This window comes from Pseudomonas sp. HS-18 (genome assembly GCF_020401845.1).
Lineage (GTDB): Bacteria > Pseudomonadota > Gammaproteobacteria > Pseudomonadales > Pseudomonadaceae > Pseudomonas > Pseudomonas nitroreducens.
Genome location: NZ_CP084413.1, coordinates 1,006,215 through 1,032,441 on the forward strand (window position 1 = coordinate 1,006,215; position 26,227 = coordinate 1,032,441).

Genomic DNA, 26,227 nt, shown 5'->3' on the forward strand with positions numbered 1-26,227 from the left:
CCTCTACTGGTCGTATCGCGCCATGATCAACCGCCATTCACTCGATGATGACGAACTCGAAGCGCTGCGCGATATCGCCTCCGTGGCACCGCGCAAGCCGGTGATCCTGGTGGTGGACAATGATCGCGCCGCGCTGGCCCGGCTTCGCCGGCTGGTGGAGGGCGCTGGAATGCGCTGCGTGACGGCCAGCAGTGCAGCGGAGGCATTGCGCCGCATTCTCCGCGATGAGTCGGCCCTCGACCTGCTGGTCAGCGGCCTGGGCCTGGAGCCCGATGGCCCCGGACTTGCGTTCATTCGCGAACTGAACCGGAGCGGCAGCTTTCTGCCCATCATCGTCCTGTCCGCGCCGATGCCGCTCGGTGAATCGCGCTTGGAGCCGCCCCTGAACGTGCTGGACTTCCTGCCTAAACCTGTGGATCCAGTGCTGTTCGTGAGCGCGTTAAGCCGCAGTTTCTAGGCGCAGACTCCAAGCCGATACGTCTCGGTGCCTTACAGCGTCTGCGCCTTGAAGGTATCGCACTTGCCCGGCGAGCCGCTTTCGAAGCCGAGCTTGAACCAGCGAACACGCTGCGCGGACGAACCGTGGGTGAAGGAGTCGGGCATCACTGTGCCGCGCGCCTGGCGTTGCAGGTGGTCGTCGCCGATGGCATTGGCAGCATTCAGCGCTTCTTCCACGTCGCCCGGCTCCAGCCAGTTCAGGCGCTGCTGGGCATGGTTGGCCCAGACGCCGGCAAAGCAGTCGGCCTGCAACTCCTGGCGCACCGAGAGGCCGTTGGCTCCCTCCATGCGCGCGCCGCGTTGGCGTGCGGCGTTGATCTTGGCGGAGATACCCAGCAGGTTCTGCACGTGGTGCCCGACTTCGTGGGCGATCACGTAGGCTTGGGCGAAGTCGCCGGCGGCGGAGAACTTCTGCTCCATCTCGCGGAAGAATCCGAGGTCGAGGTAAACCCGGTGGTCGCCGGGGCAGTAGAAGGGGCCGACCGCCGAGGAAGCGAAGCCGCAGGCCGAGTTCACCCCGCCGTTGAACAGGATCAGCTTGGGTTGCTCGTACTGCTGGTTGCTGCGGGCAAAGATCTCGCCCCAGGTGTCTTCGGTATCGCCGAGGATCGACTGGACGAATTCCACCTGCGGGTCGGCGCCGGTGGCCGGCTTGCCCTGCACTGGGCGGCTCGGTGCCTGTCGCTGGGAAACATCCATCTGACCGAGCAGCGAGCCGAGGATGGTCATCGGGTCCTGTCCGGAGAGCAGGCCGATCACCACGACGATAGCCACGCCGCCCAGACTCAGTCCACGCCCGCCGATGCGCATGCCTCCGCCACCGCCCATGCCTCCGCCGGTTTCATCGCGGGCATCCACTACGTTGTCGCTGCGTCGTCCTTTGCGCCAGAGCATGGCGGCATCTCCATCGAATAAGTGGGTTGAGTGTTGTCTTGGGAGGCGTTTGCCGCCAGCCCGATCGTCAGGCGAGGCGTTGGACTGAGCTCAGGATGCACTGATATCGCTCAGTCGTGTGGCCGATGCCAAGTCTGCGCGATTCGCCTGAGCCCGATCTGCCCTGCGGCACTCCAGTCGGCTCTGTGTTCAGGGAAGTCGGGCGGATGCACTGAACAGGCTGAGTAACGGGGCGGTCATGGCAGTGGTCAGAATCGCCATCACCAACAACATGGTGAACATCTCGGGGCCGATCAGGCCTGCGTCGAGCCCAACTTTCATGACGATCAGTTCCATCAGGCCACGGGCGTTCATCAACGAGCCAACTGCAAAGCTGTCCCGCCAGGCGAGTCCGCCAGCGCGAGCTCCCGCAGCGCCACCCAGTACCTTGCCGGCGACTGCAACCAGGATAACCAGTATCAGGGCTCCGATATGAGTCGGGGTGAATGCGTCGGTGGTGGTGCTGAGTCCGGCAATCGCGAAGAACACGGGCATCAACAGGACCAGCGCAGGAAACTCCAGGCGTTCGACCAGCGTTTTCAGCAGGCGATCATCCCGCGGCAGGCAGGCCCCGAACAGGAAGGCGCCGAACACAGCGTGGACGCCCAGCCACTGGGTCAAAGCGGCGCAGCCTATCGCACCGCCGGCCAGGACCGAAAGCATCATCAATCCAGGGCAACCGTCCTTCACGTAGGTCCGCAGCAGCCATGCGCACAATGGCTTGAACAGGATAAAGATGACGGCCACGAGAACGACCAGGCCGAGTGTCGTCTTTACGATGGCGGTAGAGCCATCGATTCCGGTCAGTGCGACGACCGCGGCGAGCATGATCCAGGCAAGCACGTCAGCGATAGCCGCCGATGCCATCGACAGGCGCCCCATGGGTGTCTGGGTCATGCCGCGCTCTTTCAGGATGCGCGCCATGACAGGAAAGGCGGTAATCGACATGGCTGCCGCCATGAACAGCGCGAAGGGCCAGAAACCTACTCCGGTCGGGGCCAGGGAGGAATGGAGCAGGGCGGACGCGAAAAAGCCGAGAACCATTGGTACCAGGACGCTGAGGATACCCACCAGGCTGGCTGACTTGAGTTGGGCACGTGCACCATCGGGCGTGCGCAGTTCGGCGCCGACGACGAACATGAACAGTACCAGCCCCAGTTGTGACAGGGAGGACAGCGCCGAAAGCGAATGGGGCTCGAACAACTCGGCGTGCTGCGCCGGGAACAGCGCACCGAACACGATCGGCCCCAGCACTATTCCAGCGGCCATTTCACCGATCACGATGGGTTGTTTCAGCATCCCTAACAACAGGCCGCACAAGCGGGAAACGGCCAGTATGACTAGCAGTTGGAGAAGAAATGGCGAATGAGGCATTGCGCTCGATCTCAGGCATTGCTGGGGTGGCGTGAGCGGGCAGGTGATCGCTCAGTACGTTGGACGTCCCTGCAAGACAGGCAACGTCCAACGTTCTGGTGCTGGCGAGTGTGGCGTCCGTCCGGCTTAGTTGGAGGCGCCGCTCTCTGCCTTCATGCGGCTTTCCACCTTGGTGAGGAAGCTGCCCAGGCGCTGTCGCTTTTCCTGCGACAGGGAGCGCAGATCCAAGGCCGTCGCTTCGCGGGACAAAATGCCCAGCGGAGCTGCCACCGACATCCAGTTGGGCACGCCGAACATACGGAACGGGCCACCCTGGTATTGCTCCATATCCATCAGCCGGGGCGGGCGATGGGCAAGGGTTCGCTTGAGCTCTTTGTATGTGCTGGGTGCCGCTGCATTGCTCGCCGCACGCCAGAACTCGGTGTCGTTGCGCGTGGTGTCATAGTGCAGGAACAGGAAGTCTCGAATGCCATCCCAGTAGCGTCCGATCTCATGATTGAACTGGTCGATCAGTTGTTGCGGAATGATGCCGTCGCAGGCGACGATCAATTCGCCGAAGCGCGCGAGCTGGTCCAGTGTCTGTCCAATTGAGGTTGCCTCCAGCGGCTCGACGAATCCGGAGGAGAGGCCGACGGCCATGACATTGCCCAGCCACACCTGTTCGTAGTGTCCGGGCTCAAAGGCGAAGTCGTTGGCCGGCTCGATGTCCATCCCCCAGTAGTCCTGGACTTCTTTTATTGCCGCCTCCCTGTCGGTATACCGGTCGCAATACACGTAACCCACCCCCAGGCGCTCAAGGGTTGGAATACACCACATCCAGCCATGTCTCATGGCGATAGCGCGGGTGACCAGCGGTGGGTGTTCCGTCTGTGAGGGGATAAAGAAGGGGAGGGCCCGGTTCAACAGCAAATGGTCTGCATAGGACTGCCAGGACGCATTCAGCGTCTTGCCGATGATCAGTCGATGCAGACCAGAGGCATCGAAGACGAAATCGACTTCGATCTCGCGATCAGGCAATACCAGTGCGGTGACATGCCTTTTTTCGTCAAGGCGCACACTTTCGACGGTTGCGTTGATGTGCTGTACCCCTCGCTTGATCGCGATATCTCGCAGATAGGAGGCCAGCTTGCGGGCGTCGAAGTGGTAGGCCATGGGCGTCTTGGCGGGGAGACTCTGGAGAAAGGCCTCCGCGGTGGCCTGACTGGCTCCTTCTTGCCACATCTTCCAGGTGGCCGGGTAGTGCTGTAGCTGGTAGCCCTGGTTGATCAGTATCGAGGCCAGGGGGTAGCTGCCGTTGGGCTCGACCCATGACGTCAGGTCGACACCGTCATGGCTGTAGGAAAACTGATGCAGGAAAACGTCATCTGGAGCGCCGCTGCGCCAGCCTTCCAAGGCCAGTCCCAACTTGTGCGTGGAGTGGGTTTCGCGCATGAATTCGGTACGGTCGAGCCCGTAATGTTCCAGCGCGCGGTTGAAATTAGGCAGGCTGCCTTCGCCGGCACCAATGATGCCCAGCGATTCTGCCTCAACCAGGACGACTTCCACTTTGTGGAGAAAGAGCTTCCTTAGTTCGAGTGCGGCGAACCACCCGGCGCTTCCTCCGCCCACTACGGCGACTCGGCGGCAGTTGGATAAATTCAACATCATTGGCTTCCTGGAGTGCTACTGGATGGAGTGCGGTGCGGCACTCCGGGTACCCCGCAATCATCCGTATTCGACGCGGAAATGAAGAGAGCAGGGCGCTTACAGTGCGTGTAGGACTTTCCGGAATTTAAGTGATGAAAAGCTCTTGATATTTATAGGAATTAATTCGGGACAATGTGTACGTGTCGTGCTGCCCGAAGTTGCTTGCGAGTGGACGGAGAACTAGTCCGGTTTAGCTAGTTCGTCGGCGGGGAGTGCGACGCTCCGGTTCGGCGTGCCGAAGCGGTTGCATGCTGTCTCCAGTCGTTTGGCAAGGTGCCGCGTTATCCACAAAAGGTGCCTGGGAGAGATACATATTGGCCATGGCATGGGCTCCGATCTGTCAGCCGGATCAAGACGTGCTCCGGTGCGCTGCCGGAAGCAATTTCCCTGTCGATATTGAGTGGCGTGGGATTCTGCGCGCGCGCGGCTCGGTAGTTCCGGCATGAATCAGCGTGGGGCGTGGATTTCTCATAAGAGCGCCGCAAGAAGTGCAAAGATAATTCGCGCTGCCACTCTGCGACGGCACAGCAGAGTGGCTCGGCGGCTCCATGCTAATCCTGGAGGAGCCGGTATCGCGGGGCTGGTCCTTAGATCGACATGGCAGCTTCCGCGGTCATGCGCGGCTCTACCTTGGCGAGGAACTCACCGATGTTCCATCGTTGCTCCTTCGACAGTGGCACCAGGTCCGCAGCTGTTGCCTTTCGGGTCAGAACGCCTAGTGGCGCAGCCACAGACATCCAGCTGGTAGGTCCGAAAAGGCTGAAGGTACCGCCGCGATAGGGCTCGAGATCCACGTCGCGAGGTGGACGAAGAGCGAACGTCCGCTTGAGCTCTGCGTAGGTGGAAGGGGGCGTCGCACTGCTTGCCGCCTGCCAGAACTCGGTATCCTGGCGTGGCGTGTCGTAATGGAGGAAAAGGAAATCGCGAATGCCGTCCCAGTGGCGGGTGATGTCACGGTTGAATTGATCAATCAGCTGCTGCGGAATGAGGCCATCGCAGGCGCTGACCACTTGGTTGAACCGGGCAAGCTGGACGAGTGTCTGGCCGATGGACGTGGCTTCCAGGGGCTCGACAAAGCCGGAGGATAGTCCGACGGCCATGACGTTGCCGATCCATACCTCCTTGAAGTGGCCCGCTGAGAAGGCGAAGTGGTTGACTGGCTCGATCTCCGTCCCCCAGTACGCCTGGGCTTCGCGCAGGGCGCCTTCCTTGTCGGTGTGCTGGTTGCTGTAGACATAGCCGACGCCAAGTCGGTCCTGGGTCGGGATGCACCACATCCAGCCATTCTTCATCGCAATTGCGCGAGTGACCAGCGAAGGGTGCGCGCCTTGTGCGGGGATGAAGAAAGGCAATGCCTGGTTCAGCAGCAGGTGATCGGAGTAGGACTCCCAGGGCGAGTGCAGGGCCTTGTCGATGATCAAGCGGTGCAGGCCGGAGGCGTCGATGACGAAGTCGACCTCGAACTCCCCATTCTCCAGAATCAGGTGGGTTACATGCCGACGCTCGTTCAGGCGCACTGACTCCACCCGCGCGTTAACCCTCTTCACCCCGCGCTTGAGGGCAACCTCACGCAAGTATTCCGCCAGTTTCCGCGCGTCGAAATGGAAGGCCATCGGTGGCACGGCATAGAGCTTCAGTTGCTCCTGCAGATAAGCTTCGGCCTGCTGCTGACTGGCCCCTTCACGGTAGAGGCGCCACGCATCGGGGAAGTGATGAAGCTGCAGGTCCTGGTTGAGGAGGATGGAGGCCAGTGGATAACTGCCGTTTGGCTCGATCCAGGCATTCAGGTCCACGCCATCGCTGTGGAACGAGAAAGGGTGGAAGAAGATGTCGTCCTTTTTCCCGGTACGCCAGCCTTCCAGCGTCAGTCCCAGCTTGTAGGTCGAACGGGTCTCGCGCATGAACTCGGCACGGTCGATCTCATAGCGATCGAGTGCGCGATTGAAATTGGGCAGGCTGCCCTCGCCTGCACCGATGATGCCCAGTGTCTCGGACTCGACCAGGACAACCTCGACCTGATCGAGAAAGAGTTTCCTGAGCTCGAGCGCGGCGAACCATCCAGCGCTTCCTCCGCCAACAACGGCGACGCGGCGGTAATTGGAAAGATTCAACATGAAAGGCGTCCTGAAAATCTGCTGGAAGGTGCGCCGCGAGGCGCTCCGAAATAGTCAGCGCGATTATCCGGACCTGATCGGACTCTTAGAGGAAGGCGATTCCTCAATATTGATCAGACGATTCCTGGGATGATGTTCCAGGTTTGTCTCTCTGTACTGCCGATCTATCCAGTGGTCAGGCGAATCGATGCAGCAGTTCGGCGCGGGCAAGCAACTGGACATCACCGCCGACGCGGACTTCGTCGTCCTGGCCGACCTGCACGTCGAGACGGCTGGGGCGGCCCACGAAGCGGCCCTGGGACAGCTGGAACAACTCGCCGCGGCGCGCCTTGCCCAGCTCCACCAGGTAGGCCGCGACAGGGCCGGCAGCACTGCCGGTGGCAACGTCCTCGATGATCCCGGCGCCGTCCCAGGTGCGGCCCTCGCGATTATCCACATCCAGTACGAAGACGAAGGCGGCGTTGAGTTTTGCCAGCTCGGCCGTCAGATCCGTGCGCTGGCGCACGCGGCCCATTGCTTCGCTGCGCACCGGCAGCAGCAGGTAGGGCAGGCCGGTGCTGACCACGGCCGCCGGATAGTCGGCCAGGTCCGCGGCGTTCAGCGAGAAGGCTTCGGCGAACCAGCGGCGCGCCTCGTCATCCAGCACGGTGCCGAAATCAGCCGCGCCCTGGTTCATCTCGGCGTGGAAGCCTGTGCCCCGGCGGCGGGTGGCAACCTTCACGGCTTTCGCCGGCAGCTCCAGCGTCCAGTGTTCTTCCTCTCCGCGCTGGTGCAGGTGGTGAAGCAGAGCAGCGGCTCCCAGGACCGGGTGGCCAGCAAACGGCAGTTCCTCGTCGACGGTGAAGATGCGCGCCGAATAGGTGTCCAGCGTGGCCGAGGGGAACAGGAATATCGACTCGAACTGGCGCAGTTCCTGGGTCAGCGCCAGCAGGGTCTGGGCGGGTATGCCGCGGGCGTCGGGGAACACCACCAGGCCGTTGCCGGTGAGCGGTTGGTCGGCGAAGACGTCGAGCTGCCAGTACTGTTGCGCGGACATGGGCCTCCAGATGCCGCTCTTGAGCGGCGTAAAGAAAAACTCGACAGCCAGCCTAGCGAGCTATATGTTCGCCGACAAGAAAGCGCAGGTCACAGCGCCGCGCTTTCCAGGCCACCGCAGTGGCCGGCGTCGCTCGGACGGTTCCGGGCGCCTACGTTAATCAGAGGACACCATGACTGAACCCCGTTCAGCTCGTCGCTTTGTGCGCATCGATCGCCTGCCCCCCTACGTCTTCAACATCACCGCCGAACTGAAGATGGCCGCCCGCCGCCGTGGCGAGGACATCATCGACCTGTCCATGGGCAACCCGGACGGGGCCACGCCGCCGCACATCGTCGAGAAACTCTGCCAGGTCGCCCAGCGCGAAGACACCCACGGCTACTCCACTTCCCGTGGCATTCCGCGCCTGCGCCGCGCCATCTCGCACTGGTACCGCGACCGCTACGAGGTCGAGATCGACCCGGAAACCGAAGCCATCGTCACCATCGGCTCCAAGGAAGGCCTGGCGCACCTGATGCTCGCCACCCTGGACCACGGCGATACCATTCTTGTGCCCAACCCCAGCTATCCGATCCACATCTACGGCGCGGTGATTGCCGGCGCGCAGGTGCGTTCGGTGCCGCTGGTGCCGGGGATCGACTTCTTCAACGAGCTGGAGCGGGCGATCCGCGAATCGATCCCCAAGCCGAAGATGATGATCCTCGGCTTCCCCTCCAACCCCACCGCGCAGTGCGTGGAGCTGGATTTCTTCGAGCGCGTGGTGGACCTCGCCAAGCGCTACGACGTGCTGGTGGTGCATGACCTGGCTTACGCAGATATCACTTTCGATGGCTGGAAGGCGCCGTCGATCATGCAGGTGCCGGGCGCCAAGGACATCGCGGTGGAGTTCTTCACCCTGTCCAAGAGCTACAACATGGCGGGCTGGCGCATCGGCTTCATGGTCGGCAACCCGGAGCTGGTCTCGGCCCTGGCGCGGATCAAGAGCTACCACGACTACGGCACCTTCACCCCGCTGCAGGTGGCGGCCATCGCTGCGCTGGAAGGCGACCAGCAGTGCGTGCGCGACATCGCCGACCAGTACCAGAAGCGCCGCGATGTGCTGGTGAAAGGTCTGCACGAAGCCGGTTGGATGGTGGAGAACCCCAAGGCCTCCATGTACATCTGGGCGAAGATCCCCGAGCCCTATGCGCACCTGGGCTCGCTGGAGTTCGCCAAGAAGCTGCTCAAGGACGCCAAGGTCTCCGTATCGCCCGGCATCGGCTTCGGCGACTACGGCGATGACCATGTGCGCTTCGCCCTGATCGAGAACCGTGATCGCCTGCGTCAGGCCGTGCGGGGGATCAAGGCGATGTTCCGTGCCGACGGGCTGTTGCCGGCCAAAGCCGAATGACGAGTGAATGAAAAAAGGGCGACCCAATGGTCGCCCTTTTTGTTTGGAGTCCCCCACCCCATCCTGCTCGCGGAGCATTGCCGCGCGGGAACCTGGAGAGTGCCCCGCGCGCCGGAAGCCCCATCCCACCTCCGCCAGCGCTCAGGGGTGAGGGATAGCCCTGGCGTCAGTGTGTCGGGTAGTCGGCGATCACTTCGCGCTGACCGCTCCTGGTCAGCCCGACCACCTGGTAAGCGTCGTGGCGATCACCCATTTCCATGCCCGGCGAGCCCATCGGCATGCCCGGCACGGCGGCACCGATCAGGTCGGCACGCTCACGCAGCTTCAGCACATCGGCTGCCGGCACGTGGCCCTCGACGAATTTGCCGTCGATCACGCCGGTGTGGCACGAGCCCATGCTGTGCGGGACGCCGAGTTTGGTCTTCACTGCACTCATGTCCGCCTCGACGTGGTCGTTGACGGTGAAGCCGTTGCTTTCCAGGTGCTTGATCCAGTCCTTGCAGCAGCCGCAGTTGGCATCGCGGTGCACGTCGATGGACAGCGGCTCGGCAGCCTGGGCGGCGCCGGCGACGAGGGCGGTTAGCAGAAGCAGGGTGCGCATGGTTGGAACCTCGAAATTCGAACGCGATTGAGCATACTCCCCAGTGTACCCGGCCCCCACCCGGTGTTTGTTTCCCCATATGACGCGCTTGCCCGAACTTGCCGCGCCGTGCGGGGTCTTTAGCTGATCGGTGGTGCGTCCGCGACTCCCGGTCGCAGGTCTGGACGCTCGGCAATGGCTGCATGGCCAAGGAGAAATCGGATGCTCTTCGCCCGTCTCGTCCTGCTGGTCCAGGCTCTGGTCTGGGGTGGCCTGGGATTGCTCTACTGGATTCGTCCCTATGAGATGGCCAACCTCAGCGGCATGTTGCTGATGGAGCCGTCGTCGGTGAGCGACGCTCGCGTGTTCTATGGCGGCCATCAGTTCGCCCTCGCGCTGTTCCTTGTCTTTGCCCTGCGTCGCCGCCTGCTGGTGCGGCCGGCGCTGATCCTGGTGATCCTGGTGCAACTGACCCTGACATTGTCGCGCCTGCTGATCGCCTGGACCGAAGGGGGCATGGAGTGGGACGCACAGCTGGCCGGCGTGGTCTACCGCGGAGTGATTTCGGCGCTGGCGATCTTCGCTCTCTACTGGTTGGAGCGGCAGTCGCGTAATCGCCAGGTGGTGGTGCGCGAAGAGCCGGAGCCCGAGGAGCGCAAGGCCGACTTCGAGGGGTTGTGAGTTCGGATGAGTGGCGTCGCCAGCAAGCAGCGGCGCTGCCGGGCCGACCCCGCTCCGTGCTATCGTATTGATTTTGCGGTAGTAGCAGCGGAGCCAGCATGAAGTTCGTCCATCAACGTGAACACCTCAACGAAGGCGATCTGGTCGTCATCGAGTGTTCCATGACCTGCAACATCCGCCTGATGACCGATGCGAACTTCCGCAGCTTCAAGAACGGTGGCCGCCATTCGTACCACGGCGGCGCCTTCGACCGGTTCCCGGCCAAGATCAAGGTGCCCAGCACCGGCAACTGGAACATCACCATCGACACCGTCACCCGCCGCGCCATCAGCGTCACGCGCAAGGCCGACTTCAAGTACAGCATCAAGTTCGTGCGCAAGTCGCCGTCGAACTTCAGCTGATCCTCAGTTCCCCGCCTGTGCGGGGAAATCCTTCAGCAGGCGGGCGATGCCTTCGTCCACGGCCTGCTGGGTGATCTTCGGGTCGTGCAGCTGGCGCGCCACTTGTGCCTGGTACAGCACCTGCCCGGTAGCCTCGTCGAGAATCCTCAGCGCCAGGCGCGCCTGTTCCTGATCGGTGAACTGGGTCTGGGTCATCACGCCCGCGCTGGTCGCCACCGGTCGCTGGACGATACCGGTCTGGCTGTCCAGGCCGACGGCATAGATCACCCGTAGCTCTCCCGAGCCTTCCTTGAATTCATAGCCCTTGGCTTCCAGCGCGCGGCGTACGGCGAGATCGAAGCGATCCTCCAGATCCTCGCGGTGGCCTTGCGCGCGCACGGCCTGGATGAAGAAGGTGCTTTGTCGGCCATTGGCGGCGGGGGAGACGCTGATATCGGCGGGGTCGCTGCCGGCACAGGCGCTCAGCAGCAGGAACAGCAAGGGAAGGATCAGGCGGGACATGGGCGTGCCTCTTGTCGTTGTTCCGCAAGACTAGCTGCAGAACCCGGAGGCGCCGCCCAACCCTAGGTTGGGCGGCCCGTCGTGGTAGCGGGGGCTCAGCGGCGGGTCAGCAGCACGCCGGCTTCCATGTGGTGCGTGTAGGGGAACTGGTCGAACAGGGCGCAGCGGCTGACCTGGTGGGTGTCGTGCAGCTGGGCGATGTTCTGCGCCAGGGTCTCCGGGTTGCAGGAGATATAGAGGATGTTGTCGAAGCGGCGGGTCAGCTCGCAGGTGTCCGGGTCCATGCCGGCACGCGGCGGGTCGACGAACACGCTGCCGAACTCGTAGGACTTCAGGTCGACGTCAGCCAGGCGGCGGAACGGGCGAACCTCGTTGAGCGCCTGGGTCAGCTCCTCGGCGGAGAGGCGCACCAGGGTGACATTGTCCACGGCGTTGTCGGCCAGGTTGGCCAGTGCGGCGTGCACCGATGTCTTGCTGATCTCGGTGGCCAGCACCTTGCGCACGCGGGTGGCGAGCGGCAGGGTGAAGTTGCCGTTGCCGCAGTACAGCTCCAGCAGGTCGTCGTCGCGCTGGCCCAGGGCTTCGTACGCCCAGTTGAGCATCTTCTGGCACACCTCGCCGTTGGGCTGGGTGAAGGCGCCCTCCGGCTGGCGGTAACGGAAGGTGCGGCCGGCAACGGTCAGCTCCTCGCTGACGTAATCACGTCCCACCACCAGACGCTTGCCGCGCGAGCGGCCAACGATGCTCACGCCCAGTTCGGCGGCCAGCTTCTCGGCGGCGGCCTGCCAGGCGGCGTCCACCGGACGGTGGTAGCAGAGGGTGATCAGCGCGTCGCCCGCCAGGGTGGTGAGGAACTCCACCTGGAACAGCTTGTGGCCCAGCGTCGGCTCGGCCCAGGCGGCCTTCAGGCGCGGCATCAGCTCGTTGATGCGCTGGCTGGCGATGGGGAATTCCTCGATCAGGATCGGCGTGTGCTTGTCGCCCTGCTCGAACATCGCGTAGTGGCGGGCCTCGCCCTCGCGCCACAGGCGGAACTCGGCGCGCAGGCGGTAATGCTCACGGGGCGAGTCGAACACCTCCGGCTCCGGCGCGGCGAAGGGAGCCAGCAGCTCGCGCAGGCGTGCGGCCTTATCGGCCAGTTGGCTGTCGTAGTGGGAGGGATCGAAACGCGGACTGCTCATGGGGAACGCTCTTCAAGGGGCCCGGACTCGCTGGGCCGCTTTTCATTAAGGACAACTCGAAACTGTCGGGGCTCGCGAGCTAGGTCAGACAAGGCGCCAGGCCGATTCGGAAGCGGAGTTTACGGCTGTAAATGAGCATTCCGGATTGACCTGGCAACGCAGTATGGCCGACGCGCAGCAGCCCCCTTCACTCAAGCGTTGAACCAGCCCAGCTTGATCACGAAGAGAATCGACAGGATCACCAGCGCCGGGTTCAGTTCGCGGAAGCGGCCGGACAGCAGCTTGCAGGCGGTCCAGGTGATGAAGCCGAAGGCAATGCCGTTGGCAATGGAGAAGGTCAGCGGCATGGCCAGGGCGGTCACTACCACGGGGGCGGCGACGGTCAGGTCGTCCCAGTCGATCTCGGCCAGGCCGGAGGCCATCAGCACGGCGACGAAGAACAGCGCAGGCGCGGTGGCGAAGGCCGGCACATTGCCCGCCAGCGGAGCGAAGAACAGCGCCAGCAGGAACAGCACGGCGACCACGATGGCGGTCAGGCCGGTGCGGCCACCGGCGGAAACGCCCGCCGCCGACTCGATGTAGCTGGTGGTGGTGGAGGTGCCCAGCAGCGAGCCGACCATGGCGGCGGAGCTGTCGGCGATCAGCGCGCGGCCCATCTTCGGCATGTGCCCGTCCTTGCCCATCAGGCCGGCGCGCTTGGCCACGCCGATCAGGGTGCCGGAGTTGTCGAACAGGTCGACGAAGAGGAAGGCGAAGATCACGCTGAACAGGCCGATGTCCAGCGCGCCCTTGATATCCAACTGGAGGAAGGTCGGCGCCAGCGACGGCGGCATCGATACCACGCCGCCGAACTGGGAGACGCCGATGGCGATGGAGATGAAGGTGACGACCAGGATGCCGATCATCACCGCGCCGGTCACGCGGCGCGCTTCCAGGGCGACGATCAGGATGAAGCCGAGGATTGCCAGCAGCGGTGCGGGCTTGGCGAGATCACCCATGCCCACCAGGGTGGCCTGGTTGGCGACGACGATGCCCGATTCCTTCAGCGCGATCAGCGCGAGGAACAGGCCGATGCCGGCGGCGATGGCCGAGCGCAGGGCCAGCGGGATGCTGTTGATGATCCACTCGCGGATGCGGAAGATCGAAATGATGAAGAACATGCACGCGGAGAGGAACACCGCACCGAGCGCCACTTGCCAGGTGTGGCCCATGTGCAGGACCACGGTGTAGGTGAAGAAGGCGTTCAGGCCCATGCCGGGAGCCAGGGCGATCGGGTAGTTGGCGATCAGGCCCATCACCGCCGAGCCGATGGCGGCGGCGAGGCAGGTGGCGACGAAGATCGCGCCCTTGTCCATGCCCGTCTCGCCGAGGATGCTCGGGTTGACGAAAAGGATGTAGGCCATGGTCAGGAAGGTAGTGATACCCGCCAGGATCTCGGTGCGCACATTGGTGTTGTGTGCCTTGAGTTGGAACAGCTTTTCCAGCATGTTTGGCTCCCCGTGACGCTCTCGCGCCGTTATCGTTCTGGCCGGGAAAAGCAAGGTACATGCCCAAGTGGGCCCTGCGCCTTTTCTTGTGGCCGGCAAAAGGCGCGCATGATACCAGCTTGCCCTGAGCCGGAGAATTTCTGACCGGACCGCCAGCATCCGTTCGTCTGCAAGCTTAGTCGCGGGTGCCGACCAAGGGAGTGCAACTTGTGCGCTGACGGTGGTCTGATCCTTCATAACCCTGGCCCGACCGGGCCGCTCGGTCCGATTCGCAGTCGATGAAACGCTCTATTCCGATCCTCCTCGCCTCATTGTTGGGCGCCTGCGCCGGTGCACCGCCGTCGGCGCCGCAGCACACCTTCGATGTCCACGCCCTGGCCGAGAAGCCCACGGCCAGTACCCGCACCCTGGCCGACCCGCAGGGCAAGGCGGTGCTGCTGGAAACCCATCCGGTGTTGACCCAGCACGATGTGCAGCGCGCCGAGCTGGCCAGCGTGGCTGACGGCAAGCCGGCGGTGCGGGTGCTGTTCACCCCCGGGGCCAGCCTGCGCTTGGCCAGGCTGACCGAGGATGAGCAGGGCAAGGCCCTGGCGGTGGTGATCGACGGGCAGCTGCGACTGCTACCCCAGGTGACGCGGGTGGTGACGGACGGCCAGGTGATGCTCAAGGGGTTTGCCAGCCAGGCGGAGGCGGAGACGCTGGTGCGGCGACTCAACGACTTGCGGGATGTGCCGGTGCAGCCGGAGCAGAAATCAGGTGGGCAGCCCTAGCCCATCCTTTATGGGGCGTATCCCTGAGTGGGACGAATAACCTGGAACTGGTTATTCGCCGGCTGCGTGGAGGCGGATAACGCTGGCGCGTTATGCGCCCTACGAAGCTTTATTACTGTTACCGGCGCGTAGTGGATTTTTCGTAGGAGCGAGCCTGAGCCCTGTGAGCGACAGACATGAAAAAGCCCGGCATCTGCTGGGCTTTTTCGTCGTGCGGTTCGCGGGTTCGGCTTAGGCGCCGTAGACCGGGAACTTGGCGCAGATGGCCTTGACCTTCTCGCGCACGCCGTCCACCACGGACTCGTCGCCCATGTTGGTGAGGATGTCGCAGATCCAGCCAGCCAGCTCGCGGCACTCGGCTTCCTTGAAACCACGAGTGGTGACAGCGGGGGTGCCGATGCGCAGGCCGGAGGTGACGAACGGGGAACGTGGGTCGTTCGGCACGCTGTTCTTGTTCACGGTGATGAAGGCGCGACCCAGGGCGGCGTCGGCGTCCTTACCGGTGATGTCCTGCTTGATCAGGGACAGCAGGAACAGGTGGTTCTGGGTGCCGCCGGAAACCACGTCGAAGCCGCGCTCGATGAACACGCTGGCCATGGTCTGGGCGTTCTTCAGGACCTGTTGCTGGTAGGCCTTGAACTCGGGCTGCAGGGCTTCCTTGAAGCACACGGCCTTGGCGGCGATCACGTGCTCCAGCGGGCCACCCTGGGCGCCCGGGAAGACAGCGGAGTTCAGCTTCTTCTCGATCTCTTCGTTCTTGCGAGCGAGGATCAGGCCGCCGCGCGGGCCGCGCAGGGTCTTGTGGGTGGTGGTGGTGACCACGTCGGCGAACGGCACCGGGTTCGGGTAGACGCCAGCGGCGACCAGACCGGCCACGTGGGCCATGTCGACGAACAGGTAGGCACCGACCTTGTCGGCGATGGCGCGGAAGCGGGCGAAGTCCAGCACCTGGGAGTAGGCGGAGAAGCCGGCGACGATCATCTTCGGCTTGTGCTCGACGGCCAGGCGCTCGACTTCGTCGTAGTCGATCAGGCCGGCGTCGGTGATGCCGTACTGCACGGCGTTGTACAGCTTGCCGGACGAGGAAACGCTTGCGCCGTGGGTCAGGTGACCACCGTGGGCCAGGCTCATGCCTAGGATGGTGTCACCGGCCGACAGCAGGGCCAGGTAGACGGCCGCATTGGCCTGGGAACCGGCGTGCGGCTGGACGTTGGCGTAGTCGGCGCCGAACAGCTCCTTGGCGCGGTCGATGGCCAGCTGCTCGACGACGTCGACGTACTCGCAACCACCGTAGTAGCGCTTGCCCGGGTAGCCTTCGGCGTACTTGTTGGTCAGCACCGAACCCTGGGCTTCCATCACCGCCGGGCTGGTGTAGTTCTCGGAGGCGATGAGCTCGATGTGCTCTTCCTGGCGCTGGGCTTCCTGCTCCATCGCGGCGAAGAGTTCGGCATCGTAGCGGGCGAGGGTCAAATCACGGCTGAACATGGCGGTCCTCTTAAGGATCGGGTGCTGGGGAAAGGCGCGCATTCTAACCCAAGGCGCCGGTGCTGGCACATGAAAGGCGGTCATGTGGCTGACAAGCGGGGTTCAAGGCCAGGATCGCGGGAGAGACGAGCGGCAGAGTGGGGTGGATAGCCGCTTGTCGAAGGTGCAGGATGAATACGCCATCCTACAAGGGCGCTCGCCTGCTGCGCCGTGCGGTCAGCCGAGCAGGAACAATGCGTTGCTGGCGAACAGCGCGGCGAACTGGTCCGCCGGCACCGGGCGGCCGAAGAGGAAGCCCTGCACCTCGTCGCAGCCGTGTTCGCGCAGGAACTCCAGTTGCTCATGGCTCTCCACGCCCTCGGCGATCACCATCAGGTTCAGGCTGTGGGCCATGGCGATGATGGCGCGGGCGATCTGCGCGTCCTGTTCGCCGTGGGGAAGGCCGTCGACGAAGCTGCGGTCGATCTTCAGTACGTCGATGGGGAACTGCTTGAGGTAATTGAGCGAGGAGTAACCGGTGCCGAAATCGTCGACCGCGATCGCCAGGCCCAGACGTTTCAGGCCCTGAAGTATCTGCATCGCCTGGGAAACATCGCTCATCAGGATGCTTTCAGTCAGCTCCAGCTCCAGGCAGGCCGGGGCGATGCCGGTGTCGGCGAGGATGCTGGCGATGCGTTCGCCCAACTGGCCGTCGGCGAACTGCCGGGCCGAGAGGTTCACGGAAATCTTCGGCACCCGCACCTTGTCGCGGTGCCAGGCTCGCAGTTGCAGGCACGCCTGCTCCAGCAGCCAGTCGCCGACCTGGGCAACCAGGCCCAGCTCTTCCAGCACCGGGATGAACTCCGTCGGCGGAATCAGCCCGCGCTTGGGATGCTGCCAGCGCAGTAGCGCCTCGGCGCCGGTCAGGCGGCGGCCGTCGCCGGTGAACTGTGGCTGGTAGTGGAGAATGAATTCTTCCTGCTCGATGGCCCGGCGCAGGTCGCTTTCCAGTTCCAGGCGCTCCAGGGCGCGGGCGTTCATCTCGGCCTGGTAGAACTGGAAGTTGTTCTTGCCCATCTCCTTGGCGTGGTACATCGCGGTGTCGGCGTTCTTCATCAACTGGCTGAGCTCGGCGCCGTCCTGCGGCGAGAGCGCCACGCCGATGCTGGCGGTGACGAAGAACTCGCGGCCTTCCAGGGTGAAGGGGCGGGCAAGGCTGGAAAGAATCTGCTCGGCCACCTGGATCGCCTGCCGGAGCGCCTTCTCGCGGTCCTTCTGGCCGGGCAACAGCAAGGTGAACTCGTCGCCGCCCATGCGCGCCACGGTGTCGTCGTCGCTGACGCAATGGCTCAGGCGCTCGGCCACTTCCTTGAGCATGCGGTCGCCCGCGGCGTGGCCGAGGGAGTCGTTGATCGGCTTGAAGCGGTCCAGGTCGAGGAACATCAGCACGACCCACTGCTGGTGCCGTTCGGCCTGCAGCAGGGCGGTGTGCAGGCGGTCCTGGAACAGCGTGCGGTTGGGCAGGTGGGTCAGGGCGTCGTAGTACGCCAGGCGGTGGATGCGCCGCTCGCTGGCCTTGCGCTCGCTGATGTCGCTGAAGAAGCAGACGAAGCTGACCAGATCGCCCTCATCGTCGTGCACGGCGGTGATGCCGACCCAGCTCGGGTACAGCTCGCCGCTCTTGCGCTTCTGCAGGATTTCGCCTTCCCAGCTGCCGCTCTTGCGCAGGCTTTCCAGCACGTGCTTGAGCTGGTTGGCCTCCTGACGGTCGGCGGTGAGCAGGCGCGGCAACTGGTCCAGCACCTCTTCGGCGGAATAGCCGGTAAGGCGGCTGAAGGAGTCGTTGATCTGCACGATGTAGCCGGCGGGGTCGGTGACCATGATCGCCGCGGTGGAGTGCTCGAATACCGTGGCCGCCATGCGCATCTCGCGCTCGGCGCGGCGCTGCTGGCTGACGTCGCGGGCGACGCCGAGCAGCCCCTCGAAGCGGCCATGGTCGTCCCACATCAGGGCGATGCGAAGTTCCACCGGGATCTTGTGGCCGTCGGCGTGCAGGCAGTCGAGGCTGAACAGCTGCGGTTCGGCGCTTTCGCGTAATTCGGCCAGGCGCTTGGGCTCGCCGATGGCGCCCTGTACGCGGTGCAGCAGCTCCTCCAGGCGCTCCAGCTGCGCCGGGTTGGCGGCCACCTGCTGGAAGCCGTTGGCCAGCACCCATTCCGGGCTGTAGCCGAACACCTGCTGGATCGATGGGCTGATGTAGTTGAGCTTCACCTGGGCGTCGGTGGAGAGGATGACGTCGCTGATGCTCTCGGCGAGCATGCGGTAGCGGCGCCCGCTCTCACGAAGGGAGTTGTGTGCTTCGACGGTATCGGTGATGTCCTTGGCCACGCCGATCAGGCGGGCCACGCGGCCGGTGTCGTCGCGGGTCAGGGCCTGCTCACGGATGTCGAACCAGTGCCAGGAACCGTCGCGGTGGCGCCAGCGCAGCTGGCTGTCCAGCAGCAGGCCATCGCCCACCACCTGCTGCAGGTTGCGCACGCGCCAGTAGTACTCGACATCGTCCGGGTGCAGCACTTTTTCCCAGAAGCGCTCGCCCATGTCGCGCAGCTCGTCGCCGCTGTAGCCCAACTGGTAACCGAGGTTGTGGTTGGTGAAGATCACCCGGCGGGCGGCGATGTCGTGGATGTACAGGGTGTCGGGCACCGCGCGCACGGCATCGGACCAGAACTTTTCGCGCTCGATCAGCGACAGCTCGACCTGCTTGCGGCTGGTGATGTCCGACAGGCTCAGGGTGACGGCGTGGAAGTCCTGGATCATCTCCGGAACGCGCAGTTGCAGCCACAGATGGCGCTGCTCGCCCTGGCGGGTGGTGATGCAGGCTTCCAGTTCGACCATGCCCTGGCCGTGCAGCACGGCTTCGAGCACTTTACTGCGCACGCCGTCCGGGCGCATCCCGGCGCTGCCGATCAACACCTGCCAGGCCTGTTCGGTGTTGGTGACGCGCATCAGGCGTTTGGCGACATTGTTGATCTCGGTGATGCGCACTTGGCGCAGCAGCCAGGGCAGGCGTTCGGGCTGCGAGGCGATCCAGTCGCGCAGGTCGCTCTGCCGGCGCAGGTTGAGATCCACCAGGCTCTGGCGCAGGGCGGAAAGGTCGAGCACGCAGAGGGCGACGCCGACGCCGTCGAAGATGTCCTGGTAGCGTCGGCGGGTTTCCTCGAGGATGTGCAGCGCCTGCTGTTCCTCGGTGACGTCGCGCAGTACCCAGACCTGTCCGCCCTGGGGCAGGTTGCCACGCAGGACCCAGGTCTGCTCCGCGGCCAGCGGGCTGTCGTCCAGCGAGTGATGGCTGACGGCGAACAGGCGTGCCTGGCCGGCATCATTGACGCGAACCAGCTCGGAGCCGTTGTCCGCCGAGGTGTCGCTGCTGGCCAGCAGGCCGCCAAGACCGGGTAGCAGTTCCAGCAGGTGGTGCTCGCCGGCTTTGCCGGCGGCGATGCCGAACAGTTGCTCGGCCTGTGGATTGAGGTAGGCAAGGCGACCGTCGGCGCGGGTCACCAGCACCCGCTCGTCGATGGCGCCAAGGGCCTGTGCGGCCTGGCGCAGGCTCTGTTGCGACTCTACGGTCAGCGCTCGCAGGTTCTGTTGTTCGCGTTGCAGGCGCAGCAGGGCGGCGCCGGCGATGCCGGCCAGCACCAGCAGCAGCGCCAGCTCTCCCCCCAGGCGCGGCAGCAGGGTGGTGCGCATCTGCCGTTCGTCGAACTGCGGGCGCAGTTGCCAGTCGGTGTTCTGGATCTCCAGGCCGTCCAGGCTCTGCGCCTGCTCCAGCGGCGAGGCGGCGGACAGCGGGCCGGGACGGTAGCCGCTGGAGCGGCCGAGGACCTTCTGCTGGACGCTGTCAACCAGTATCCAGTCCGGCGGCTCGGGGCGGATCTGTGCCGCCCAGCCGCGCCGGGCGATTTTTTCGTCGAGGCGGATGACGCTGTCTTCTTCACCGGGCTCGGTGGCCTTCAGCCAGACATAGAAATGCCCGCCGTTCTCCTCGCTGAATGCATAGTGATAAGGCTGCTGTGCACTGCGCTGACGCAGGGCTTCGATGAATGCCGTGTCCTTGATGCTGCTGGCGGAGTCGCTCAGGGGGGCGCCACCGGCATCCAGCCTCACCAGGCTGTGGAAGGACGGATAGATGTGTTTGAGTCCGGTGATCAGCGTGGCACGGATGTCGCCGTGGTCGCGGGAGAGCTCCTGCTGCAGCAGGGCCTGGGCCGCCACTGCCTTGAGCTCCAGGGTCAGGGAGATCCGCTGGGCCATCTGTTCGCCGTGCAATACCACCCGCTCGCGCTCGAAGCGCTCCTGGCTGCGGAGCTCCTGGTGCAACTGCCAGCCCAGCAGACCGAGCATGAACAGCACCAGCAGCACCAGGGCTGTCCGGGTCGCCACGCGGCCAGGCCTGACCAATGCGTCCGGAAGGGTACGGGGAGAAATAGACACGGACTGAGGGACCTGGGGCGATACGGCTGAATTCGGCGCAGGCTAGGATGCCCGGAAAGGCGGCTAAGTGCCAGTATGGCCGACGAGCGTCGTTTGCCCTTCCCGACTCATTCCGGTAGCTTTGCCGCACGCGCGCGTGATGTACGGCCAGAGTTCGGGGCATAAAGTACATCCCCGCAGAGTCCCGCGCGAAGGGCCGTCCATCGGCCGTTCGCGCCCTCCGGTGGCCCACGGTGCCACCGTTCCGGCGCGAAGTGCCGGCGCTGCCGTCGTCCGTTCCGGCCATCCCGATCGTCAATTCATCCCAGAAGTCAGGTATCCATGGCTCAATACGTCTACACCATGCACCGGGTCGGCAAGGTCGTGCCGCCCAAGCGTGAAATCCTCAAGGACATCTCCCTGTCGTTCTTCCCCGGCGCCAAGATCGGCGTGCTCGGCCTGAACGGCGCGGGTAAATCCACCCTGCTGCGCATCATGGCCGGCGTCGACACCGAGATCGAAGGCGAAGCCCGCCCGATGCCGGGCATCAATGTCGGCTACCTGCCGCAGGAGCCCAAGCTCGACCCGCAGGCCACCGTGCGCGAGATCGTCGAGGAGGCCGTCGGCCAGATCAAGGCCGCCCAGGCTCGCCTGGACGAGGTCTACGCCGCCTACGCCGAGCCGGATGCCGACTTCGACGCCCTGGCCGCCGAGCAGGCCAAGCTGGAAGCCATTCTCCAGGCTTCCGACGGCCACAACCTGGAGCGCCAGCTGGAAGTCGCCGCCGACGCCCTGCGCCTGCCGCCGTGGGACGCCAAGATCGAACACCTCTCCGGTGGTGAGAAGCGCCGCGTGGCGCTATGCCGCCTGCTGCTGTCCGCGCCGGACATGCTGCTGCTGGACGAACCGACCAACCACCTGGACGCCGACTCTGTCGCCTGGCTGGAACACTTCCTCCACGACTTCCCCGGCACCGTGGTGGCGATCACCCACGACCGCTACTTCCTCGACAACGTCGCCGGCTGGATCCTCGAACTGGACCGTGGCCACGGCATTCCATTCGAAGGCAACTACTCCGGCTGGCTGGAATCCAAGGCCAACCGCCTGGCCCAGGAAGCCAAGCAGGAAGCCTCCCACGCCAAGGCCATGAAGGCCGAACTGGAATGGGTGCGCCAGGGCGCCAAGGGCCGCCAGGCCAAGTCCAAGGCCCGCCTGCAACGCTTCGAGGAACTGCAGTCGCAGGAATTCCAGAAGCGCAGCGAGACCAACGAGATCTACATCCCGGCCGGTCCGCGCCTGGGCGACAAGGTCATCGAACTGCACAACGTCACCAAGGGCTACGGCGAGCGCGTGCTGATCGACAACCTGTCGCTGAGCATCCCCAAGGGTGCCATCGTCGGCGTGATCGGCGGCAACGGCGCGGGCAAATCCACCCTGTTCCGCATGCTGACCGGCAAGGAGCAACCGGACTCGGGCACCATCGAGATCGGCGAGACCGTGCAGATCGCCAGCGTCGACCAGAGCCGTGAAATCCTCGAAGGCAACAAGACCGTATGGGAACAGGTGTCCGACGGCTTCGAGCAGATCAAGATCGGCAACTACGAAGTCCCGTCGCGCAGCTACGTCGGCCGCTTCAACTTCAAGGGCGGCGACCAGCAGAAGTTCGTCAAGGACCTCTCCGGTGGTGAGCGTGGCCGTCTGCACCTGGCCCTGACCCTGAAGCAGGGCGGCAACGTGTTGCTGCTCGACGAACCGTCCAACGACCTCGACGTGGAAACCCTGCGTGCGCTGGAAGAAGCGCTGCTGGACTTCCCCGGCGCCGCCATCGTGATTTCCCACGATCGCTGGTTCCTGGACCGCATCGCGACCCACATTCTCTCCTACGAGGACGACGGCAAGGTGACCTTCTTCGAAGGCAACTACACCGAGTTCGAAGCCGATCGCAAGAAGCGCCTGGGCGACGCAGCCTCGCAGCCGCACCGCGTGCGCTACAAGAAGCTGGCGTAAGCCACTTCGCCATGAAAACGGGGCCTTCGGGCCCCGTTTTCATTTCTGTGCCTTATTCAGCGATTGCGCTTGAGATCGTCCAGGGTGCGCCGTTGCTCCTCCAACTGGCGCTGCAGTGTGTCGATTTGCCGCGCCTGGTCCTGCATTGTGCGCTGCTGCTCCTCCAACTGCCGCGACATGCGTTGCAGGTCGTCGGTGCTGAAGTTCGACTTGTGGATCACTTCGCTATCGAATGTATCCGCTACCACCAGGGCGCCGGACTCGGTGAAGTTGCCCAGTTTCATGGCCGCCTGGGCGGGCAGGGCGAAGGCACAGGTGAGAGCGGCGAGGAGCGCGAAGGGGCGTGCGTGCATCGGAATCATCCTGGAGGGGTTGCGTTGTTTGAGTGCAAATGCTTATTGATTTTGTATACAAAAATCTGGTTTTCTGCTGGTCCGGCAGAAGTGGGATTTATATTTTTGCACCATAAAGATTCATAAAGGCGTCACGCTGCACTATCTGAGTGCGGCGTGGGTTGTTAGAGTCTGCCGGCAAAAAGCATCACATAACCAGAAAAGTACCGGTGTAGACATGACGCAATCCGTTGACTCGTTCCTCGAGCGCCTCAAGCGGCGCGACCCCGATCAGCCCGAGTTCCACCAGGCGGTGGAAGAGGTGCTGCGCTCCCTCTGGCCCTTCCTCGAAGCCAACCCGCATTACCTGCAGGCCGGCATCGTCGAACGCATCGTCGAGCCCGAACGCGCGATCCTGTTCCGCGTGCCGTGGGTGGACGACGCCGGGCGAGTGCGGGTCAACCGCGGTTTCCGCATCCAGATGAGCAGCGCCATCGGCCCATACAAGGGCGGCCTGCGCTTCCACCCTTCGGTCAACCTTGGCGTACTGAAGTTCCTGGCCTTCGAGCAGGTCTTCAAGAACTCCCTGACCTCGCTGCCCATGGGCGGCGGCAAGGGCGGCTCGGACTTCGATCCGAAGGGCAAGAGCGACGCCGAAGTCATGCGCTTCTGCCAGTCGTTCATGAGCGAGCTGTTCCGTCACGTTGGCGCGGACCTCGACGTACCGGCCGGTGACATCGGCGTCGGCGCCCGCGAGATCGGCTACCTGTTCGGCCAGTACAAGCGCCTGTCCAACGAGTTCACCTCGGTGTTGACCGGCAAGGGTATGTCCTACGGCGGCAGCCTGATCCGCCCGGAAGCCACCGGCTACGGCTGCGTGTACTTCGCCCAGGAAATGCTCAAGGCCCGCGAGAGCGGCTTCGACGGCCAGCGCGTGGCCATCTCCGGTTCCGGCAACGTGGCCCAGTACGCCGCGCAGAAGGTCATGGAGCTGGGCGGCAAGGTGATCTCGCTGTCCGATTCCGAAGGCACGCTGTTCTTTGAAGCTGGCCTGACCCTGGAGCAGTGGGAAGAAGTCATGGAGCTGAAGAACGTCCGTCGCGGCCGCCTCAGCGAGATGACCGGCCCCGGCTTGCGCTTCATTGCCGGTGAACGTCCGTGGTCGCTCGCTTGCGACATCGCGCTGCCCTGCGCCACCCAGAACGAGCTGGACGCCAACGACGCGCGCACGCTGCTAGCCAACGGCTGCATCTGCGTGGCCGAAGGCGCGAACATGCCGTCCACCCTGGAGGCTGTGGATATCTTCCTCGAGGCCGGCATCCTCTACGCGCCGGGCAAGGCTTCCAACGCCGGCGGCGTCGCCACCAGCGGCCTGGAGATGAGCCAGAACGCCATGCGCCTGGCCTGGACCGCCGGTGAGGTGGACCAGCGCCTGCACGGCATCATGCAGAACATCCACCATGCCTGCGTCGCCTACGGCGAGGAGAATGGCCGGATCAACTACGTGAAGGGCGCCAACATCGCCGGCTTCGTCAAGGTGGCCGACGCGATGCTGGCCCAGGGCGTCGTCTGACCGCTCAACCAGCAGGAAGAACGGGCCCTATGGGCCCGTTTTTCTTTTCGGTCTCATGGTGGCCGAAGATGAGCTCCGTGCCTATGCATCACCCTCACCCCGGTCATCTCCTTCAGGGTGAGGGGCCGTTGGTCTCAAGGAGGTCTTGACGCTCGCGCTCAATCCTCTGGCTTCGGGGTAGTTGCCGTGCTTGTCGGTAGCAGTGGGTATTCCACCTTCGGCTGTTTGCCGGTGGCGGTCTTGAGGAAGGCGACGATGTCGCCGATTTCTTCCGCGTTGAGCTGCTTGCCGAGCTGAGCGGTGCCCATGATCGCTACAGCTTCCTCCAGGTCCCAGACCTGCCCGCTGTGGAAGTACGGCGCGGTCAGGGCGATGTTACGCAGCGGCGCAGCGCGGAATACGTACTGGTCATTCTGCGTCTTGGTCACCTCGAAGCGACCCAGGTCGCCGGTGGGCAGGATCTTGCCGTCGGGCTTCTTCACCAGCCCGAATGGGAAGTACGCCTGACCGCCCAGGTTCACGCCGTTATGGCAGCTGATGCAGCCGGCGCTCATGAAGGTCTGCAGGCCTTTCTTCTCCTTCGCGTCGAGGGCGGTTTCGTCGCCCTTGAGATAGAGATCGAAGCGCGAGTCCGGGGTGATCAGGGTCGACTCGAAGGCCTGCAGCGCGCGGGCCATGTTGTCGAAGCTGACCGCCTGCTTCTCGCCAGGGAAGGCTTTTTCGAAGGAGGCGACGTACTCCGGCATGCTGCGTAGCGTGGCCTCGACATTTTTCGGCGAGTTGTGCATTTCCACCGGGTTCTGCACCGGGCCCTTGGCCTGTTCTTCCAGGTCCTTGGCGCGACCATCCCAGAACTGCGCGACGTTGAAGACCGCATTGAATACGGTGGGCGAGTTGCGTGCGCCCTTTTGCCAGGCATGGCCTTTGGAGGTGGGCACGTTGTCGGCGCCACCGGTACCGATGTTGTGGCAGGTGTTGCAGCTGATCACATGGCTGGCGGACAGCCGCGGCTCGAAGAACAACTGCCGGCCCAGCTCGACCTGGTTCGGGTCGAGCTTGTCGCTGGGCTGTTCGGGGATCGGTTTGAAGATGCTGTTGGCCTGGTCGCGCAGGGGGTCGGCATCGGCATGGGCTGCCGCCGTGCTTACCGCCAGCAGCAGGCTGCCCAGGGTCAGTTTGATGGGCTGCATGTGGAGTCTCCTTTTCTCAGGCTTCGGTGTTTTCCGAGTCCAAGGAGAGGTCAGCGCGCCAGCCGCCGGCTTGACCGAAATCAAACGGGCGTTCATGCCGTCTGTGGAATGTTGCCGCAGTCTCAGTTTTCCCGCAGGGCTCGGCCGAGCGCGCGGTCCTTCTGTTGCTCCCAATCGCGGTCCCGGTCGCTGTTGCGCTGTTCTTCGTACTGCTGGCGTTCCTGGCTCATGCGCATGGCCTGGCATTGCTGGAAGCCGTCGTTCCAGCCCAGCGCGTATTTGGGTTCGTCCAGGTAGCGCGGCACGTTCTTGCGGTACTCACCAGTAATCGCCCCAGCCGCCTGGCGACCGCTGCCGCAGCCGTCGTCATAGCCGTCGGCGTAGGCGGGCGGATAGCCCTGGGCGATAAGGGTTTCGTGGGTGGTTTCGCAGCCGGCAAGCAGGCCGACGCAGAGCAAAACGAGGGCGGCGCGTTGTGCCATGGCAACTCCCGTGTGCCGAGAGGGGCGGGCACACGCACCGGATTGGATGATTGGGCGGCACTCTATCCGGCGTTTAG

At 64.1% G+C, this 26,227-nt stretch carries 20 protein-coding genes and 1 pseudogene; 7 read left to right on the forward strand and 14 right to left on the reverse strand.

Annotated features, from left to right (window positions below; translation table 11 throughout):
* Positions 1 to 22: 22 nt before the first annotated feature.
* The gene (locus LDJ84_RS04765; RefSeq protein ID WP_037006697.1) at positions 23 to 457 is read left to right on the forward strand and encodes a response regulator; all 435 of its coding nucleotides are present in this window, start codon (positions 23 to 25) and stop codon (positions 455 to 457) included.
* A 32-nt stretch (positions 458 to 489) separates the two neighbouring features.
* On the opposite strand, the gene LDJ84_RS04770 is transcribed toward LDJ84_RS04765, so the two are convergent.
* The 5 genes from LDJ84_RS04770 to LDJ84_RS04790 form a co-directional block, all read right to left on the reverse strand.
* On the reverse strand, positions 490 to 1,392 hold the full coding sequence (locus tag LDJ84_RS04770) for a neutral zinc metallopeptidase (protein WP_226045972.1): 903 nt from the start codon (positions 1,390 to 1,392) through the stop codon (positions 490 to 492).
* Positions 1,393 to 1,581: 189 nt separating this feature from the next.
* Entirely contained in the window at positions 1,582 to 2,730 is a 1,149-nt protein-coding gene (locus LDJ84_RS04775; RefSeq protein WP_263987025.1) for a cation:proton antiporter, read from the reverse strand.
* 201 nt (positions 2,731 to 2,931) lie between these two features.
* Positions 2,932 to 4,449: a tryptophan halogenase family protein gene (locus LDJ84_RS04780; RefSeq protein ID WP_226045974.1), complete on the reverse strand. Its 1,518-nt coding sequence runs from the start codon at positions 4,447 to 4,449 to the stop codon at positions 2,932 to 2,934.
* Positions 4,450 to 5,078: 629 nt separating this feature from the next.
* Positions 5,079 to 6,605 carry a tryptophan halogenase family protein gene (locus tag LDJ84_RS04785; protein ID WP_226045975.1) on the reverse strand — a complete coding sequence of 509 codons (1,527 nt, stop codon included), beginning with the start codon at positions 6,603 to 6,605 and terminating at the stop codon, positions 5,079 to 5,081.
* Between the two features lie 175 nt (positions 6,606 to 6,780).
* Positions 6,781 to 7,641, reverse strand: a complete 861-nt coding sequence (locus tag LDJ84_RS04790) for a PhzF family phenazine biosynthesis protein (RefSeq protein WP_226045976.1) — start codon at positions 7,639 to 7,641, stop codon at positions 6,781 to 6,783.
* A 172-nt stretch (positions 7,642 to 7,813) separates the two neighbouring features.
* Here LDJ84_RS04790 and alaC point away from each other — a divergent pair, with 172 nt between their 5' ends.
* Positions 7,814 to 9,031, forward strand: a complete 1,218-nt coding sequence (gene alaC, locus LDJ84_RS04795; RefSeq protein WP_226045977.1) for an alanine transaminase — start codon at positions 7,814 to 7,816, stop codon at positions 9,029 to 9,031.
* A 166-nt stretch (positions 9,032 to 9,197) separates the two neighbouring features.
* Here the strand turns inward: alaC and LDJ84_RS04800 are convergent.
* A pseudogene (locus tag LDJ84_RS04800) lies at positions 9,198 to 9,649 on the reverse strand (DUF411 domain-containing protein).
* A gap of 184 nt (positions 9,650 to 9,833) precedes the next feature.
* Here LDJ84_RS04800 and LDJ84_RS04805 point away from each other — a divergent pair.
* Both LDJ84_RS04805 and LDJ84_RS04810 read left to right on the forward strand, forming a co-directional pair.
* Entirely contained in the window at positions 9,834 to 10,292 is a 459-nt protein-coding gene (locus LDJ84_RS04805; RefSeq protein ID WP_024763055.1) for a DUF4345 family protein, read from the forward strand.
* Between the two features lie 98 nt (positions 10,293 to 10,390).
* Positions 10,391 to 10,693: a DUF1883 domain-containing protein gene (locus LDJ84_RS04810; RefSeq protein ID WP_024763056.1), complete on the forward strand. Its 303-nt coding sequence runs from the start codon at positions 10,391 to 10,393 to the stop codon at positions 10,691 to 10,693.
* Positions 10,694 to 10,696: 3 nt separating this feature from the next.
* On the opposite strand, the gene LDJ84_RS04815 is transcribed toward LDJ84_RS04810, so the two are convergent.
* The 3 genes from LDJ84_RS04815 to LDJ84_RS04825 form a co-directional block, all read right to left on the reverse strand.
* Positions 10,697 to 11,194 (reverse strand): DUF4136 domain-containing protein, encoded by a 498-nt coding sequence (locus LDJ84_RS04815; protein ID WP_065084202.1) that lies wholly within the window; start codon positions 11,192 to 11,194, stop codon positions 10,697 to 10,699.
* Positions 11,195 to 11,289: 95 nt separating this feature from the next.
* A complete protein-coding gene (gene trmA, locus LDJ84_RS04820; RefSeq protein ID WP_024763058.1) occupies positions 11,290 to 12,375 on the reverse strand; it encodes a tRNA (uridine(54)-C5)-methyltransferase TrmA in 1,086 nt (361 codons plus the stop codon).
* A 191-nt stretch (positions 12,376 to 12,566) separates the two neighbouring features.
* On the reverse strand, positions 12,567 to 13,862 hold the full coding sequence (locus LDJ84_RS04825) for an NCS2 family permease (protein WP_017521650.1): 1,296 nt from the start codon (positions 13,860 to 13,862) through the stop codon (positions 12,567 to 12,569).
* Between the two features lie 278 nt (positions 13,863 to 14,140).
* On the opposite strand from LDJ84_RS04825, the gene LDJ84_RS04830 reads away from it, so the two are divergent.
* On the forward strand, positions 14,141 to 14,632 hold the full coding sequence (locus tag LDJ84_RS04830) for a SecDF P1 head subdomain-containing protein (protein ID WP_226045978.1): 492 nt from the start codon (positions 14,141 to 14,143) through the stop codon (positions 14,630 to 14,632).
* 231 nt (positions 14,633 to 14,863) lie between these two features.
* Here LDJ84_RS04830 and glyA read toward each other — a convergent pair whose 3' ends face one another.
* Both glyA and LDJ84_RS04840 read right to left on the reverse strand, forming a co-directional pair.
* Positions 14,864 to 16,117: a serine hydroxymethyltransferase gene (gene glyA / locus LDJ84_RS04835; protein WP_024763060.1), complete on the reverse strand. Its 1,254-nt coding sequence runs from the start codon at positions 16,115 to 16,117 to the stop codon at positions 14,864 to 14,866.
* Between the two features lie 216 nt (positions 16,118 to 16,333).
* Positions 16,334 to 20,497: a GGDEF and EAL domain-containing protein gene (locus tag LDJ84_RS04840; protein ID WP_226046555.1), complete on the reverse strand. Its 4,164-nt coding sequence runs from the start codon at positions 20,495 to 20,497 to the stop codon at positions 16,334 to 16,336.
* 411 nt (positions 20,498 to 20,908) lie between these two features.
* On the opposite strand from LDJ84_RS04840, the gene ettA reads away from it, so the two are divergent.
* Positions 20,909 to 22,573, forward strand: a complete 1,665-nt coding sequence (gene ettA, locus LDJ84_RS04845; RefSeq protein ID WP_024763062.1) for an energy-dependent translational throttle protein EttA — start codon at positions 20,909 to 20,911, stop codon at positions 22,571 to 22,573.
* A 56-nt stretch (positions 22,574 to 22,629) separates the two neighbouring features.
* Here the strand turns inward: ettA and LDJ84_RS04850 are convergent, their stop codons facing one another.
* Positions 22,630 to 22,926, reverse strand: a complete 297-nt coding sequence (locus LDJ84_RS04850) for a hypothetical protein (protein ID WP_226045979.1) — start codon at positions 22,924 to 22,926, stop codon at positions 22,630 to 22,632.
* Between the two features lie 217 nt (positions 22,927 to 23,143).
* Between LDJ84_RS04850 and gdhA the strand changes: the two genes are divergently transcribed.
* Positions 23,144 to 24,478, forward strand: coding sequence for an NADP-specific glutamate dehydrogenase (gdhA, locus tag LDJ84_RS04855; RefSeq protein WP_024763064.1), 1,335 nt, complete (start codon positions 23,144 to 23,146; stop codon positions 24,476 to 24,478).
* Positions 24,479 to 24,636: 158 nt separating this feature from the next.
* Here the strand turns inward: gdhA and LDJ84_RS04860 are convergent, their stop codons facing one another.
* Together LDJ84_RS04860 and LDJ84_RS04865 are read right to left on the reverse strand one after the other, a co-directional pair.
* A complete protein-coding gene (locus LDJ84_RS04860) occupies positions 24,637 to 25,668 on the reverse strand; it encodes a cytochrome-c peroxidase (protein WP_084358167.1) in 1,032 nt (343 codons plus the stop codon).
* 122 nt (positions 25,669 to 25,790) lie between these two features.
* Positions 25,791 to 26,150: a hypothetical protein gene (locus LDJ84_RS04865; RefSeq protein WP_196912428.1), complete on the reverse strand. Its 360-nt coding sequence runs from the start codon at positions 26,148 to 26,150 to the stop codon at positions 25,791 to 25,793.
* Positions 26,151 to 26,227 lie beyond the last annotated feature (77 nt).